The following is a 14,623-nucleotide window of genomic DNA, read 5'->3' as shown; positions in this document are numbered from 1 at the left end:
ATATCCTCATTTTGGTGGTTCAAAGCGAACTTCTTAAATTGCAGCCATGCGTCATTGAACTCTTTAATCATATAAAAAATGCAGGTTCTCGTCAAGATTCGAGCGTCGGATATTGTATTTAACTAATTGAAATAACATGCTTTAATATTGTTACCGGGATAAAATGGTTGTGTTTTTGCCGGCTGTGAAATTATAATGAATATAGCGGCATGCAATCCGCTGATGGCCATAAAAGATAAAACGAATCGAAATCGATAGGCAGATCTCGCAATGAAACTTTCTTTTTATAAATTTTTGACTGATACCAGGAAGGCATCAGCTCTTTTGGCCCTATTTTTGTGTCTTTGTGTATTGGCGGCATGCGCCGGTATGCCCGGTGGCTCGGTAAAAACATATCCGACAGACTATCATACAACGGTCCAGGCCAGTAATGACACGCTGGAAGATTTGCAAATACCGGTCACGGAAACCATTGCAGATGGCTTAAAGACCACCTTCAAAGCCCGCCGTGCGGATGGTACCCCGGTGGTCGTCCAGGTGGTAAGGATCAGCCGAAAGTCCACAGAGGTCTCGGTCAGGGCCGGTCAGGTGGGTTTTGGAGACCGGCGGGTGGCCAATCAGATCAATGAATTTATTCATGAGCAGTTGGATCCGAGTATCTCAACCAGCGCCAGGCAGGGATTTACAGAAGAAAACCTGGATGAGAGCATCGACCAACAAGTTGCGGTGCCAGCACCCTCTGCTCAAGCTGGTGATCAAGGTTGGAACCGCAGCCCGGCAAAGGTCGCTGAGATGCTCAACGATTCGATTTTCATCATTTATTTTAATCAAGATTCCAATGAGCTGACAGATAAGGCCAAAGAAAAGCTGGATCGGGTCGCTGAGATTATGCGCAATAATCCTGCTGCAAGTGCGACCCTCAACGGTTATACGGACTCATACGGAGCCAAATCCTATAATGAAATGATTGCCGAGTTGCGTGCCAATATGGTCAAGTCCTATCTGGTGGGCAAGGGTATTTTGCCTGGAAAACTCCAGACATTTGGTCACGGTGCCCAGAAATTTATCGGCTCCAACAGAACCCGCGAGGGCAGGCAGCTGAACCGCCGCGTGGAAATTGAGCTAACCGATGTAAAAATCCAATAGCGCCAGCCTCCCAAAACCGAATCGGTTACCCAGACCCCAACGCTAATATTCAACTAGATTTTGCAACTTTGGTTCCCTGCTTGCCAAATTCGGGCTCTCGTCCAACCCCACAATGGCGACCGCAGCACCTTTTATTCCCTTGATTATTTCATCAGGATGCATACCTTTGCCTAAGCCAAAACTGCGAAAAACGTATTTATATATAAAAAACAGAACTTTAGAGATTCTTGGAGGAATATATCATGAGCAAAATACCCAATAGAGACATTACCGGTAACTGCGACGAAGGTGAGTGCCGTGATCGCGTTAATGAAGGCAATGAAGAGCGTCAAAAGAAAATTGCCAAAAAGCGATACAGTTCGCCAAACCCAAACAGCCCTGAGCATACCAAAAAAAGAGATGAACAACCGGCTGTCTGGGGTGGACGTGTCTAAACCATACTGAGGGCGAACCATCGCTCTCATCAACTTTCTTATATATAAGAAACCCCGCATCGGAATGTCAGATGCGGGGTTTTTTGTATGCAATCGGAAACACCGAACCCAGAACCTTTGAATCCTAAACCCGCATATCAAACAAGTGTTTGTCCTACGGCCGTTCCGGGAGCAGCCAGGGAGGATATGCGCTCGACGGTTTCGGCATCCAGTGTGATGCCGGCTGCAGCGGCATTTTCGGTAATACGATTCTGTTGGCGTGTTCCCGGAATAGGAACAATATCATCCCCCTGGTGAAGGAGCCAGGCGAGCGCCAGTTGAGCAGGTGTGATGTCAAGTTCTGCGGCCACCTGCATCAGAGGCGCAAACCGGTCTTTGTTGGTTTTAAAATTATCTCCCTGGTAACGCGGGTTGTTATTCCGAAAATCATCTGAAGCCAATTCATCGATTGTGCCGGTTAGAAATCCGCTTCCCAATGGAGCCCAGGGCACTAAAGCAATTCCCAACTCGCGGAGCGTGGGCAACAATTCGTTTTCAACTTCGCGGCGCCATAGCGAATATTCATACTGAACGGCTGCAATCGGGTGCACCTTATGCGCCTGACGAACCTGATCGGCCGTGACATTGCTCAGGCCGATGAACCTGACTTTACCCTGGCTTACCGCCTCGGACATGGCACCCACCGTCTCTTCGATGGGTGTGGCCGGATCCGGATAATGCAGATACCAAAGATCAATCCGCTCGCTGTTCAGCCGCCTGAGGCTGTGATCCAGTGCCCGCCGCACATAGTCGGGGTTACCGTTGATGTTCAATGAGAACCCCCAACCGGTCGGCACTTCTGTTCCCTGTTGGTCGGCCTCAAAAACAATACCGTATTTGGTGGCGATAAAAGCATCCTCGCGTCGTCCGGCGATCGCCTGCGCGATCAGCTCCTCGTTGTGACCATTTCCATATGCATCTGCTGAATCAATGAAAGTCGAGCCGGTATCCAGCGCATGGTGAAGTGCGGCCAGTGCTTCATTTTCTTTTGCACTGCCGTAATAGCCCTCAAGCCCCATGGCCCCATAACCAATGGCACTAACCTCGGGGCCGTTACGGCCTAATTTTCGTTTTGACACCATATTGGCTCCTTTCTTCCCGCTAAATTGGGAGTTGGGGTTGCATATCCGGCCACAGGCTGATGTTAAACGCTATTGAACCACCCCACATGCCATCCGGGCACCGCCGCCACCCAGTTTTTGGGGTTTATCAGAATAGTTGTCGCCTCCGGCATGAATCATCAGCGCACGGCCTTTGAGATCGGACAGTTTTACCCGGGGTGCGAGTACGGGATGGCTGGCTTGACCATTACCATCAACATATAAGGCTGGCAAGTCGCCCAGATGTCCGTTGCCAAAGGGGCCTGCGTGTTTCCCGGTACCGGCTGGGTCATAGTGCCCTCCAGCAGCCAGTCCAGGAATCCTTTTACCACCTTTATCCCCGGGACCGCAATCAGGATTTTGATGAATATGGAATCCATGCAAGCCGGGGGTGAGGCTGTTTAGATTGGGCGTTAAGACTGTTCCATAAGGACTTGATGTTGCTTTAACCGTTCCGATGGCTTTGCCGACACCAGTAATATCGATCAAGTGTATGTGAAAAACCAGTTCCTGTGCCTGTGCGGATAAACAGGTAATGAGTATGCTCAAAATAACAGTCATTAATTTTGTCATGACGCATTCCTCCGTATAATATTTATGGTCCGGCAATAAGCATGATGGTGTCTGCCCGACCGGAAAAGAGGTCCGATAAATGATATAGATAAATTTTTTACGAGCTGAATCAATTGAATCCCCAAAATGCGCACATTTAGGGTTTAGCTAAAACTTTGTTATGGTGGCGGGGTTTGTCAATGCGATTATAAAGGTCTACTCGCAGGAATTATTGCGGCTGCATAACGGGTATGCTATGTTTTCATTCATCAATGATTTTGACACCCATTCATAAAGTTGCCACCCATCATATCATCACCGCTTCTAAAGCTGTCTGTGGCCACTTTTTAGATTTAAATGGCATTCAGCGGTGGCGAGTCCTGCTGTCGGTCCTGACAATAACATTGCTTTGCGCACCAAGCATTTGGGCCGATCCCTACGAAGTGCTGGTTGTTGATATTGCCGGTGCCAATAATGTTGTCAGAGTCGAAGAATATAAAAAAGATGCCACCAAGTTTAATGCGCTCAACCAGCGGGGATATACTGCCGCCAGACCGTATTTTAATGTGCTGCAAATGGCTGACGGAGAGGTCTATTTTGTATTTGGCTTTCGGAATGAAGTGCAGGGCATTCATCGGCGCAACTATTCCGGCACAATAGAGAACTTGCGACGCATCAGGCAGCAAGGGGCGCCCAAATATCCGCACATGCACTGGCGGCCTGTCGAAGAGATCAGGCGCTTGTGGCCGGGTCGTAAAAATAAAGAAAGTTATAATTTCATGGACGTCCCCTAATTAATTTGTATTCAAGTTGAGATGGGTGATGCGGGTTAACAACCGGAGGAAACAAACGCTGCTGCTTTAATGACCAGCGCTTCAGATGGTTTTTCAGACGATAAAAATAGTGTCAAAGCAGAAGTGTTGTAATGATTGGAAACATCTAGCAGAAGATCAAGTGCCCCGTCTGTGTTTAAATCGCCCGCCCATATCACTGCCGGGCTGGCATCTCCTGCGAAAATGGGTTTTGCATCCGGAGGGCGGTAAATCTGAAAATGATGAATTTTTTGAGACCCGGATTCTGCCGTCAGGATCAAGGGGCATTCTCCGAAGCGATCGACTGTCAGGGGGCCGTTCTGATCACAGGCAACCGTCAACTTGTAGCGGCGGCCGTTTGATAATTTGAATGAAGCCACTATGCCGATTTTAAGGTAACGCGATTCTGCAACCATCGTTTCTACAGGACCGGCCGCAATACCCGGCAATCCGCGCACCAGAAAAAGCGGTTTTTCATCCAGATCAACAAAAACTTTTTTTGCAGTGGCCTGGCCGTCTTCATCGATGACTTCATCTTTAACGAATTCAATCCCGAGGCGTGTTTCCTGAAAAGCATAGCCCTTATCAGTAGGAACCAGCGCCAACCACCTTTCTCCGGATTTAGCCGTTACCTCATCTCCATGGAATGTACCTGTAAGCAGCAACTGGGCATGATTGACCTGCGACTGGGCAATAGGTAGAAAACAGAAATGAAAGACAACCACGGCAATCGCCACAAACTTTTTGATATGCATATGTTTCCTGATCATTGTTATTTTGTTTGTCCTGTGGTGCTCCGCGCTTCGAAAGATTGGCATGGCGGTTTTAGCAGTGTAAATCTATAGTTTATTTTAGCATATATGTCTAAAAGTACAATTAAATCAATACGATAAAAACTTTGGTAGATCTCTAAAAACTTTGGTAGATCTCTAAAAAGTTTGCCGGAGATCTCCTGTAATATCCGCATTATGGCCTATCGATAACTGCCCTATCCCCGAACACTGTCGGCTCACGCAGCTTTTGCAAAGGAGGGAACCTCTGAATTTTTTTACAGAAACCCCTTGCTTTTGGTCTCTGAGAGGGTTAAGATATAGTATGTCAATAAAGTCCTGCCCGAAATTGGTAGGATAGTTTCGTTCTGAAGGAAGGTTTGCTTTGCCATACCAGCATCCTCCAGGTAGAGACGTTGATAATTTGAAGAAAGGAGGATGTTATCATGGCCAACGGAACAGTTAAGTGGTTTAATGATCGCAAAGGATTTGGATTCATCGAGCAGGAAGACGGACCGGATGTATTCGTCCATCATTCCGCTATCAATGCGAGCGGTTTCAAATCCTTGAATGAAGGCGACCAGGTCACATTTGATATCGAGCAGGGTCAAAAAGGTCCTGCCGCAGCCAATGTCACCGTCGTCTAATTTGTCATTGCTAAAAAAAAGGCATTCCCAACCATTGCGCGGGAATGCCTTTTGTTTTAGGGGATACCCTTTCGTAGAAAATCGACTAAACAGCAAAAAGAGTTTATGCTTTAATCTCTAACAATTCGATGTCAAAAGTTACGGTTTGACCGGACAACGGGTGGTTCCCATCCAGCGTCACCGACTCTTCACCCACTTCGGAGACCACAACAGGCATTTCATTGCCACTGGCATTGCTCATCCTCAGCTGTAATCCGACGGATGGTGTTATATTTTCTGGAAAATCTTTTATGGGTATTTTCAGAAGCAAATCCTCACGTCTTTCACCAAAAGCATTATCAGGCTCCAGCGTCACCGATATAGATTCACCGGGCTTCATTCCCACTACACCATCTTCAAAACCCGCAAGCAATTCTTTATTGCCCAATGTGAATTCTAATGGATCGCGTTCCTTGGAAGAGTCAAAGACCTCTCCATTTTTTAGTTTTCCGGTATAATGCACGCTTACCAAATCTCCAACCTGGGCTGCTTTCATTATTATCTCCCTGGTTAAATTAACTTCCGAAAAAACAGACAGAATCCAATAATAAAAAGGCGGAGTCACTTCAGACTCTACCCTATAAGCCGGATGCGTCCTTGGTCCTTTCAGAGAATGTTATTTGTGGATGGCACCACCAATGCCCTGAGCGGATTTTCAGGATGATTCAAATTTTTTCTTCAATCATGGACTATTTAACTATCTCAAATTTATACAGATTTGTCAATGCGTAAAACGGATAGATTTCACGGGCGTAACTAGCATATAAAAAAGTACGGCGCCGGTCAAACCAGATGACAAAGTCAACAGGAAACAAAACAGCGAGATGAAAATCAGGGGTTTGGAAAAATCTATTTGCTAAATAACGGTTCAAACGAGGATTTAATTTCCCCAATGCACAAGTTTTTCCCAACTCAGAAATTAATAGCGATACTAATGGATGGATGATGACAATCAATGACTGACTCTTTAACAACCGATGACTGTTAGATGCATTCAGTAGCGGTATAGAAAGTTATAATTTCATGGACGTCCCTATTGTTCTTCTCAATACAATTGTAAATCAATCATTGACAATTTTACGGACAAATTGTAGTTTATCCAGCGTATCAATTGACAGGGGGAATTTTTGCAACTTTTTTTCATTATGATCAGCCAAGCGGAGACACTATGCAACTAACCCAAAGTGAAATGATCCAGATTTTAAGAAAACGGACCGGCATGAATCAGGCCGAGCTGGGTTTCCGGGCCTTTAACACATCCATGGATTCGGGGCGGACGAAAATTAAAAACATCGAGCTAGGAAAACAGCGCGTTACCGAAGATGATCTCAAGCGCATCGCGCAATGTCTGGAAGTCCCCGTGCAGCAGCTCCAGCCCTTGCCCGGCAGTGACAAAATAGCCACAGGGCCTTACAAAGAGGGCATCCTGTTGTCTCAAAAGGTTGTTGACATGTTTCCGGAATTGCAGGAATATCTGGAAATGCTTGAAAAAGCATCGGTGATCGACGATTTCGACTTGATCGAATATCTGTCCAAAAAAATTGCCGGCATCTGGCAGGATGGTCCCAAAACAGCATCGCCATCATCAAAAACAACCATTACAACCACCTAAAATGAGGTCTGATCATGACAGAACCAGTTGAAACGGTTGCCCGCAAACGTGATTGTTATCTTCAAATTATGCAAAAAGCCCAACGACTGAATGATCAGAAACTTATTAGGCTTATTCTAAAGAAAATGGCCCGCTTGGGTCTGAACCACACGGTTCAAACCGCCAGCGGCTGCACCATCATTCCATTTCCCAGCGCTCATTACGCCGCCAAGCCGCCGGAATGCGAGCCCGCTTCCTGGTGGACGCTTGTCAAACTCACTTTGGCCATACCGGGTAGCGTTATCGCTTTGTTTCTGGTGGCCCACTTCAGGGGCATCATGCCTTAATTCGATTATGCGGCCCCCCACTTTGCGGTTTCAGATTTTTATTTGATCACCGCCATATGATTTAATTCCAGCGCCAAAGACAGCAAGCCATATCTTTTAACATCACAAGCGTCTTATAAAATGGACAAATGTACTTGACATGGGTATAATTGTATATTACAAACTATTCCATCAGACCAAAGCTTTGCCGCCGGATGTTTACCAGAAATGATGTGAGGAGGGTCTTAATGCGGTTAAATACTGTAATCAGCTATCTCAAAGATTATTATCGAGTGATCTTATTTTATATGGTATTTGCGGTGGCGCAATTTTTGTTTTTCTGGTCAATATGCCATTTAATGCCCGGCGAGCGGCTTTACCAGCGAAAAGCGCGCATGAAAGCCGGCAAAGCCCCCATGGCGGCCATTGTTGACCCCATCAAAAAATCCCAGGTTCCGGATTGGAAAAGATAAATTGAATCCATAAACCCAATCCAGCACTATTTTGGGTGACCTGCTGCTGTGTTTATCTGCCTTTCCCATCTCTTAGGGAATATGTGATCTATTCTATTCATCCGATCCTGCGCTCCGATGATAACAACTCAAGCCCCTCTTGTTAGCGTTTCAAACTTTTGCTATCAATTTCGGTATCACTTTATTACTAACGGGAGAGACCCTATGACCCATTCATATGTTCACGGATACGACCCAAAAGAAAACCGGCGTCTGCAGGATCAGGCCAACACCTTAGTCGAGCTCCTGCATTCCGACACGTCTTATTCGGCCGGCAGCCGGGTGCTGGAAGCCGGTTGCGGCGTGGGGGCGCAAACCATCACTTTGGCGCGCAACAGCCCGGATGCAGCTTTCATTTCCATCGACATATCCGCAGATTCCATTCGCCAAGCCCAAAAAGCGGCAGATAATGCAGGTTTTGCCAATGTAGAATTCCAGCAGGCGGACATTTTCAATTTGACCTTTGAACCCGCATCTTTTGATCACATCTTTGTGTGCCATGTTTTAGAGCATCTTGCGGAGCCGACCACAGCTTTGAACCTTCTCAGAAATCTGATCAAGACCGATGGTACGATTACCGTTATTGAGGGCGATCACGGCTCTGCCTATTTTTACCCGGATAGTGAAGCCGCCCACATCGCCATCCAGTGCCAGGTCGAGCTGCAAAAACAGGCCGGCGGTAATGCGCTGATCGGAAGAGCGCTTTACCCGTTGCTGCTGGACGCAGGATTTAAGGACATTTATGTTTCTCCGCGCATGGTTTATGCTGATTCCAGCAAGCCGGAGCTGGTTGACGGTTTCACCAAAAATACATTTACCGCCATGATCGAAGGCATTCGTAGCGATGCGCTAAAAGCCGGCATCGTCGATGAGGACATTTTTGATAAAGGCATCCGGGACCTGTACCGCACCGCAGAAGCCGATGGTGTTTTTTGCTACACGTTTTTTAAAGCGGTTGCTGTCAATAAATGAAATGCCCACCAATCATGCAGGCGACTTGGAAGAGATTTTTAGATTGTTGAGCTAAAAGCCACAGGGTAAAAAATTAAAAGATGTCAGAGAATTTAAGGCCGCTGCGGCAGATTTTCTCGATGGCATTAAAATCATCCACCTTCATGAGTCTTTATGTTAATGCTGATCTCGTTCATTTGGCCCCTTTCCGTTTAGAGTCGCGTGTTGCGCATGGTCGAGGTGTACCAAATGTTGCAACCCCAAATCACTATTGGCAGATGAATTCTTCAGCCATTAGTCCTCAATATTGATATCAATAAAAAGTGTGTCTACACGGGACAGACCGGGCCTGGATGACCTTCTGCTGACCGGTTTTTCTATGATAATTTGGTAGTGATAACAGAAATGCCCTTATTGACAATTAATCAGGGATTAGAATATCATTTTACATAGGGTGTGATCGCCTGAAGTTCAAACTGATTTCTACGATTCGTGCTGCTTACCCATCTCGCTGCCACCCAAATACACCATCTGGGCGACCAATCAGCGCCCTAACTGACTGAGCCTTCAAAAACCAATTCTTAATCTTATTCACCGTTCAAAACAGATCGTAGTGTCAATGCTCATATTTTCCTGAAAGGAGGTGAGTCATAAGGGACAGGTTGACTGATGAGGGGGGGTGGATTCCTGAAATGAACCCAAAAGGACATGGAGGCCAAGATGATGAAAAAATAGATCGGATTTTCATTGATGCTCGCCATGATATTTAGCATGACGGCTTATCCCGCTGCTGCCGAAACGGATGAGTCTCCAATTACTATATCCTGGATCAACACGCGCTGGGATTATCGAGACTATGGAAACTTTGGAATGCAAAATTGGACCGGCGGTTCACAACTGCGCAACGGCACCATGTTTCTGTTTGAATGTATACTTGACCTGGGGGGACTGGACCTGATCGAAGATAAAATGCGGGTTGTGGCCGTCAACACGGTGTCGAAAAAACGGTATAAATTGCACTATGAACCTTTTTACTGGCGGCCTGCCAGTGGTGTGCTGGAATACTGGGCACTGGCGGTGCAACCAAACGAATCGATGTTTGAAGGTGAATGGAAATTTATCGTACACGGCAAGGATTCAGACGGCAACAGGCACCGCCAGGTGGATGTTGCCCCTGCCCCTCAAGAAGTTTTTCCAGCAGACATTGGCCATGTAACCGTCAAAAGATCCGGCGGAGCTTACGAGGTTTGCTGGAGCGGCATCGGGGCCCCAAACACTGTTGATCTCAACTACCGCGTGCTGGTGATCGAAACCGCCACTTCAGATATTGCAGCGGTTCTGGTGGGTAAATGGCAGGATGGCAATGGCGCCGGAACTTATGATTTGTTTTCCAACAAGGTCACCTTTACGATTCCACCCCAATATGCGGGCGACGCGTATGCCATACGGCTGGCCAATATACTTCAGGGGAACAAAGCCCTTTATTATCTGATACTGCCAAATAACTGATTGAAAAATGATCTCAGGCTATACCAACATGCCAAAGGCAGGGTTTATGAAAACCCTGCCTTTTTTGACTTCCAAAACCATCCAAGGCGGGACGCGGGCCACCTGAAACCTGAAGCTGAATGCCGTTACAACCAGAGTTACGAATGCATTAATTGAGCTTCAGCTCCGTTTCCTGATAAAACAATCTTCCGCTCATATCTTTCATCTTTTCTGTGACAATCACTTTATCTGCCACTACTTGCGCCACGCGACCACCGTGCAGCCCGATACGGGTGCCGGTTCCAATCACGTAGCCCCTGCCCGAGGCTTCCTTGACCAAAGCCCTATTACCGCTGGCCGCAAGAACAATCCCGGTTAGCTTCAGCTGGCTTATATCGATTTTTTCCAGCGGCGTGGTGCCGTTGTGGTTGGTTTCTGCGTAGGTTGCCGTTTGCCCCTGGGCTTTTGGTCTTTCTTTAAACAAAGGCGCAAACGGGTCAATTTTGTCTATTGGGTCATACACCGGAGTAGGGTTGCGGGCATATGCTGTATCTGTTTCAGTATTCCTTTCATCATCAGCATCACTTTTGAAAGCGGTTATATCCGGTTTTGGCTCGGGAGTGGCGGCGTTTTGATTTTGTGCGGTTGAGGTGATGATCTTTTTTCGAATTACCATGGGCTTGTCGTATGTGCGGGACTCACAGACCGGATTTAACGCTATTGAAAAGATGCTCACCAGAAAGGCGACCCAGCTGATTTTAGCAATGGGCTGTTTCATAAATGACCTCCTCGATTTGGGTTCGAAGAGATAGTCGCAAAGGGGGCAGGAAAAGTGACATTTTTTCAGACCGCATCTGAATAAATTTTTGATGCAATCGGTGGGTCTATTGAGGCTTGTTCAGTTTAATGACCCTTTTCTGAATAACGATTCTACCATATACGTCTTCAATTTCTTCTGTGATGATAATTCGGTCTTTTAATATCTGGCTGACTTTTCCGGCGCTTGTGCCGATATAAGTGCCTTCCCGGATAACATGTCCTTTGCCGGTCGCGTCTTCAACTATGGCTTTGTTGCCATTATCCGAAAGCATCACTCCCACCAGCTTTAACTGGCTCGGATCCAGCGTTTCAAGCGGGGTGCGGGGTCGGGCTTTATTTTTGACAGCCTGTCGGGATTTGTTTCCGATTGCTGGCTCAAAAGGATCCACCGCCCAGCCCTCATGCATCGAAAACGAATTAACCATGGAAGGACTATCCTGTGTGCTGGTGACGGATAATTGGGCTTGTTTTTTTCTGGCATTAGCAGCAGGGGCTGTTTTGTTTGAGATAGGCTGCGACCATTCTGTGGTTTGTGTCGGTCTATGGGTGAAATGGATATTGTTCAATATGTCCAGTCTGGAAATGATGAGCATAAAGCACACCACTGCCACCGGCGCTGCAATGATTTTAAGCGTCATAAAAGTGCTGCCCGCTATTTTATCGATCAAAGAGACTTTTTGCGGCTGATTGATGGTATCCGACAGGGCGGGTAAAACCTTTGGTGGTTGTTTGGCCTGCTCTCGGGACTCGATTTCGGATGTGCGGGTATCGAGAATCAGATCCATGCAGGTCAGGCAGTGCTCGAGGTGTTCCTCCATTGTTTGTTGCGCATCCGGTGCCAGTTCTTCAAATGCATAGGCGATCGCCTGCTCGGAGAACGGACACTCCTCAAGGGCCTTTTGGGAGTCGCCAGCATACCCGTTCCGTAAAGAGTCCATTAACTGCTCTGTTTTTTCAGTCTTGTCCAAATGTTTTTCGATCATCTGTCATCCTGTTCCATTGATATCGCAAGATACCAACGCTTTCATCTGTTATAGTCGCCCATATGAGATCATGGGTGACATTATCTTTCATCGATTAAACAACTCTCGATAATCCAGCCCATCGGTATCCAGACATCTGGTTAATACATTTTTGAATTTGGCCATCGAGCCGGTCTCTTTACGGGTAAATTGTTTTTTAATGGCCTCTACCCTGCGTTTTAATTCCTGCGGGTCCGAGCTGTCGCCATTTAGTTCCCTATTGGCCATCTGTTCGTAAGTCAGGCCCTCAAGGTTCATCCGGATCAGATTGGCATCTCTGGGAAATAGGTCGGATAGCTGCACCAGGGCTTTTTGAATCAGTTTGCGCTGCTCCTTGCCGATAATTTCCGTTTCCGGGTTATGTTGGCTGTCGCATTGAAAGCCTGCTGGGTTAACATCGGTAAGCGCAGCTTCGTTGTGCTGCCGCGCGAATTTTCGATTGGCGTCGATGATGCGCCTGTTCAGAATGATCGTCAAATAGGTCTGCAGGGAGGCGCGGCCATTGTATCTGCAGATGGCTTTGCCGCTCAACAGCTCCAGCCAGAACGTTGAAAGTACGCTTTCAATCGCGTGCGGATCCTTGTCGAATAGCCGGCGGTTGGCAAAGGCTGCAAAAAAATGGGCGTAGCGGTTATACAGCTCTATGATCGCACTGCGATAGCCGGAACGCAGATCTTGGCAGATTTTACGTCCCAGATCATAATCCATATGTTTTCGATGATTTTTCATATACGGCTCTGTGCTAGCACCTTCTGCCGGATCTGGACAGCCATGAGAGCAACGGCACAACCCGGCTTATGTACAATTATATCGGCCGATTAAAAGTCTAACTTGAGTGGTGAGAAGGCATGTTGCGCTTTACGGTGACCTTTCGAAAACCTATCGACGACAAGAACATGACGGGGGGTAGTGCAGAAGGGCGTCAATATTGAAATTAGCTCGACCCGGCTTTTGTTCTAAACAGCTGAAAAAACTAAAGTAAATAAATTTTTAAGCCGATAATGCAGATTAGAGGCGGCCATCCGTCTAACCTATTTTCAGCCAGGGAGACCAGCGTGCCGGTATATCAATTTATATGCAAAAAGCATGGCTTCTTTGAAAAAATAACGATCAAAGCCGAATGGGATCGCATCCGTTGCCCTAAGTGCGGTGCAAAATCCAAAGTGGATCAAAAATGCAAGTCCGACCACAAAACTGTCTTTAAATATTTCTATTGACTCACTACATTCATTGATCTGTTATTGAATTGCTCCAATTAAAAGCCAGATGATATGTTCAACAGAGACATTTAGCTTAATTCTGATATAAGGAAGGTAAAAATTTTATGGACTTCCCTACTATTATGATAAAACGGATGACATTTTTTGTGCTGGCAGTGTTTCTTGCTGCGGCGGTGCTGTTTGCCTGTTCCAATAACCCGGAAGCCGAATCTGAACCGCAAAAAGGCGTGATTGAGGAAATGACCGATAACGCTGCTAAGGAAGTGGTCAACCGGATTCGAACGCCGCTTAACAAAGCACGTTCTGCCGCAGATCAAGAAGAAGAACGACTGGATGATATGGAAAAATCCCTAAAAGAATAGGGCTGTACCATTAACTGCCCACCGTTAACATTCAATCGCGCACGCTTGCCTCTGTGACACCCTGTCCCTTGAAAGATGCCCCTGGCTTTGATATCCATTTTAGGGATGAGCCCATGGCTGACGAAAAATCGTTTGAAAGAAGGCGTTGCATACCTGGCTGAGCGCGATGATGACCTCGCGCGCCTTTTCGAGGAAAACGGCGTGCCGCCTCTTTGGGCAAGAAAACCTTGTTTTTCAACTCTGATTCACATTATTTTAGAACAACAGGTGTCGCTTGCTTCTGCCATGGCCATGTACCGTCGTCTCAAAGATAAGCTGGTGCTGTTTACGCCAAAACATTTTTTGGAAGTGGGCCCATCATATCTGAGATCGCTGGGAATCACGCGGCAGAAAGCGGTCTATTGTATGAATGTGGCTGAGGCCATTCTTGAAGGCCATCTCGATCTAAAGGCCCTGTCCAGAATGGATGACCCGGCTGCCGTGAACGCGCTCACACAAATCAAAGGCATTGGTCCCTGGACTGCGGATATCTATCTTTTGATGGCCCTGCGCAGGCCAGATGTATGGCCCTCAGGGGACATTGCACTGCTCAACACAGTGCGCAAGGTGAAGGGACTTGAGCGGAATCCACCGCCATCTACTTTGGCCGCAATTGCCGAGGACTGGCGACCTTTCCGGTCAGTTGCGGCCAGGATGCTATGGCATCACTATTTGTCCGGCAAGGATCGGAACTCAGCGGCAGCGCGCTGACAGCAACATGGGCGGGCGCCAGCATCGGGCCGGCTCTCAATCT

The 14,623-nt window shown here is 47.1% G+C and carries 18 protein-coding genes; 11 read left to right on the top strand and 7 right to left on the bottom strand.

Features of this window, described 5'->3' with window-relative positions; genetic code table 11:
- Positions 1–270 precede the first annotated feature (270 nt).
- Together QNJ26_10015 and QNJ26_10010 are read left to right on the top strand one after the other, a co-directional pair.
- A complete protein-coding gene (locus QNJ26_10015; GenBank protein MDJ0985869.1) occupies positions 271–1,146 on the top strand; it encodes a DUF3568 family protein in 876 nt (291 codons plus the stop codon).
- Positions 1,147–1,388: 242 nt separating this feature from the next.
- Positions 1,389–1,580, top strand: coding sequence for a hypothetical protein (locus QNJ26_10010; protein ID MDJ0985868.1), 192 nt, complete (start codon positions 1,389–1,391; stop codon positions 1,578–1,580).
- A 137-nt stretch (positions 1,581–1,717) separates the two neighbouring features.
- Here the strand turns inward: QNJ26_10010 and QNJ26_10005 are convergent, their stop codons facing one another.
- Positions 1,718–2,701 carry an aldo/keto reductase gene (locus QNJ26_10005; protein MDJ0985867.1) on the bottom strand — a complete coding sequence of 328 codons (984 nt, stop codon included), beginning with the start codon at positions 2,699–2,701 and terminating at the stop codon, positions 1,718–1,720.
- 69 nt (positions 2,702–2,770) lie between these two features.
- Complete coding sequence (sodC, locus tag QNJ26_10000) at positions 2,771–3,292, bottom strand: superoxide dismutase [Cu-Zn] SodC (GenBank protein ID MDJ0985866.1); 522 nt, start codon at positions 3,290–3,292, stop codon at positions 2,771–2,773.
- A gap of 230 nt (positions 3,293–3,522) precedes the next feature.
- On the opposite strand from sodC, the gene QNJ26_09995 reads away from it, so the two are divergent.
- Positions 3,523–4,065: a hypothetical protein gene (locus QNJ26_09995; GenBank protein ID MDJ0985865.1), complete on the top strand. Its 543-nt coding sequence runs from the start codon at positions 3,523–3,525 to the stop codon at positions 4,063–4,065.
- A gap of 35 nt (positions 4,066–4,100) precedes the next feature.
- On the opposite strand, the gene QNJ26_09990 is transcribed toward QNJ26_09995, so the two are convergent.
- On the bottom strand, positions 4,101–4,838 hold the full coding sequence (locus QNJ26_09990) for a hypothetical protein (GenBank protein ID MDJ0985864.1): 738 nt from the start codon (positions 4,836–4,838) through the stop codon (positions 4,101–4,103).
- Between the two features lie 461 nt (positions 4,839–5,299).
- Here QNJ26_09990 and QNJ26_09985 point away from each other — a divergent pair, with 461 nt between their 5' ends.
- Positions 5,300–5,500, top strand: coding sequence for a cold-shock protein (locus QNJ26_09985; GenBank protein ID MDJ0985863.1), 201 nt, complete (start codon positions 5,300–5,302; stop codon positions 5,498–5,500).
- Positions 5,501–5,603: 103 nt separating this feature from the next.
- Here QNJ26_09985 and QNJ26_09980 read toward each other — a convergent pair whose 3' ends face one another.
- On the bottom strand, positions 5,604–6,035 hold the full coding sequence (locus QNJ26_09980; GenBank protein ID MDJ0985862.1) for a peptidylprolyl isomerase: 432 nt from the start codon (positions 6,033–6,035) through the stop codon (positions 5,604–5,606).
- A gap of 672 nt (positions 6,036–6,707) precedes the next feature.
- Between QNJ26_09980 and QNJ26_09975 the strand changes: the two genes are divergently transcribed.
- From QNJ26_09975 to QNJ26_09955, 5 genes are all read left to right on the top strand, one after another.
- Positions 6,708–7,151 (top strand): helix-turn-helix transcriptional regulator, encoded by a 444-nt coding sequence (locus tag QNJ26_09975; protein ID MDJ0985861.1) that lies wholly within the window; start codon positions 6,708–6,710, stop codon positions 7,149–7,151.
- Positions 7,152–7,165: 14 nt separating this feature from the next.
- A complete protein-coding gene (locus QNJ26_09970) occupies positions 7,166–7,477 on the top strand; it encodes a hypothetical protein (GenBank protein MDJ0985860.1) in 312 nt (103 codons plus the stop codon).
- A 227-nt stretch (positions 7,478–7,704) separates the two neighbouring features.
- Positions 7,705–7,929 carry a hypothetical protein gene (locus QNJ26_09965; GenBank protein MDJ0985859.1) on the top strand — a complete coding sequence of 75 codons (225 nt, stop codon included), beginning with the start codon at positions 7,705–7,707 and terminating at the stop codon, positions 7,927–7,929.
- 204 nt (positions 7,930–8,133) lie between these two features.
- Positions 8,134–8,940 carry a methyltransferase domain-containing protein gene (locus QNJ26_09960; protein MDJ0985858.1) on the top strand — a complete coding sequence of 269 codons (807 nt, stop codon included), beginning with the start codon at positions 8,134–8,136 and terminating at the stop codon, positions 8,938–8,940.
- Positions 8,941–9,669: 729 nt separating this feature from the next.
- Positions 9,670–10,428 carry a hypothetical protein gene (locus tag QNJ26_09955; protein MDJ0985857.1) on the top strand — a complete coding sequence of 253 codons (759 nt, stop codon included), beginning with the start codon at positions 9,670–9,672 and terminating at the stop codon, positions 10,426–10,428.
- Positions 10,429–10,576: 148 nt separating this feature from the next.
- Here the strand turns inward: QNJ26_09955 and QNJ26_09950 are convergent, their stop codons facing one another.
- The 3 genes from QNJ26_09950 to QNJ26_09940 all read right to left on the bottom strand — a co-directional run bounded on the left by QNJ26_09950 (position 10,577) and on the right by QNJ26_09940 (position 12,977).
- Positions 10,577–11,185, bottom strand: coding sequence for a pilus assembly protein PilP (locus QNJ26_09950; protein ID MDJ0985856.1), 609 nt, complete (start codon positions 11,183–11,185; stop codon positions 10,577–10,579).
- A 106-nt stretch (positions 11,186–11,291) separates the two neighbouring features.
- The gene (locus QNJ26_09945; protein ID MDJ0985855.1) at positions 11,292–12,209 is read right to left on the bottom strand and encodes a pilus assembly protein PilP; all 918 of its coding nucleotides are present in this window, start codon (positions 12,207–12,209) and stop codon (positions 11,292–11,294) included.
- 87 nt (positions 12,210–12,296) lie between these two features.
- The gene (locus QNJ26_09940; protein MDJ0985854.1) at positions 12,297–12,977 is read right to left on the bottom strand and encodes a sigma-70 family RNA polymerase sigma factor; all 681 of its coding nucleotides are present in this window, start codon (positions 12,975–12,977) and stop codon (positions 12,297–12,299) included.
- A 595-nt stretch (positions 12,978–13,572) separates the two neighbouring features.
- Here QNJ26_09940 and QNJ26_09935 point away from each other — a divergent pair.
- Positions 13,573–13,830: a hypothetical protein gene (locus tag QNJ26_09935; GenBank protein MDJ0985853.1), complete on the top strand. Its 258-nt coding sequence runs from the start codon at positions 13,573–13,575 to the stop codon at positions 13,828–13,830.
- Between the two features lie 132 nt (positions 13,831–13,962).
- Positions 13,963–14,580, top strand: a complete 618-nt coding sequence (locus tag QNJ26_09930) for a hypothetical protein (GenBank protein ID MDJ0985852.1) — start codon at positions 13,963–13,965, stop codon at positions 14,578–14,580.
- Positions 14,581–14,623 lie beyond the last annotated feature (43 nt).

This window comes from Desulfobacterales bacterium (genome assembly GCA_030066985.1).
In the GTDB taxonomy this organism is placed as follows: domain Bacteria; phylum Desulfobacterota; class Desulfobacteria; order Desulfobacterales; family JAHEIW01; genus JAHEIW01.
This window is presented reverse-complemented; position numbering and strand designations above follow the sequence as displayed.

Coding starts and splice junctions, on each gene's coding strand:
- QNJ26_10015 (MDJ0985869.1), top strand. CDS start 271: ATGAAACTTTCTTTTTATAAATTTTTGACTGATACCAGGAAGGCATCA.
- QNJ26_10010 (MDJ0985868.1), top strand. CDS start 1,389: ATGAGCAAAATACCCAATAGAGACATTACCGGTAACTGCGACGAAGGT.
- QNJ26_10005 (MDJ0985867.1), bottom strand. CDS start 2,701: ATGGTGTCAAAACGAAAATTAGGCCGTAACGGCCCCGAGGTTAGTGCC.
- sodC (MDJ0985866.1), bottom strand. CDS start 3,292: ATGACAAAATTAATGACTGTTATTTTGAGCATACTCATTACCTGTTTA.
- QNJ26_09995 (MDJ0985865.1), top strand. CDS start 3,523: ATGCTATGTTTTCATTCATCAATGATTTTGACACCCATTCATAAAGTT.
- QNJ26_09990 (MDJ0985864.1), bottom strand. CDS start 4,838: ATGCATATCAAAAAGTTTGTGGCGATTGCCGTGGTTGTCTTTCATTTC.
- QNJ26_09985 (MDJ0985863.1), top strand. CDS start 5,300: ATGGCCAACGGAACAGTTAAGTGGTTTAATGATCGCAAAGGATTTGGA.
- QNJ26_09980 (MDJ0985862.1), bottom strand. CDS start 6,035: ATGAAAGCAGCCCAGGTTGGAGATTTGGTAAGCGTGCATTATACCGGA.
- QNJ26_09975 (MDJ0985861.1), top strand. CDS start 6,708: ATGCAACTAACCCAAAGTGAAATGATCCAGATTTTAAGAAAACGGACC.
- QNJ26_09970 (MDJ0985860.1), top strand. CDS start 7,166: ATGACAGAACCAGTTGAAACGGTTGCCCGCAAACGTGATTGTTATCTT.
- QNJ26_09965 (MDJ0985859.1), top strand. CDS start 7,705: ATGCGGTTAAATACTGTAATCAGCTATCTCAAAGATTATTATCGAGTG.
- QNJ26_09960 (MDJ0985858.1), top strand. CDS start 8,134: ATGACCCATTCATATGTTCACGGATACGACCCAAAAGAAAACCGGCGT.
- QNJ26_09955 (MDJ0985857.1), top strand. CDS start 9,670: ATGCTCGCCATGATATTTAGCATGACGGCTTATCCCGCTGCTGCCGAA.
- QNJ26_09950 (MDJ0985856.1), bottom strand. CDS start 11,185: ATGAAACAGCCCATTGCTAAAATCAGCTGGGTCGCCTTTCTGGTGAGC.
- QNJ26_09945 (MDJ0985855.1), bottom strand. CDS start 12,209: ATGATCGAAAAACATTTGGACAAGACTGAAAAAACAGAGCAGTTAATG.
- QNJ26_09940 (MDJ0985854.1), bottom strand. CDS start 12,977: ATGAAAAATCATCGAAAACATATGGATTATGATCTGGGACGTAAAATC.
- QNJ26_09935 (MDJ0985853.1), top strand. CDS start 13,573: ATGGACTTCCCTACTATTATGATAAAACGGATGACATTTTTTGTGCTG.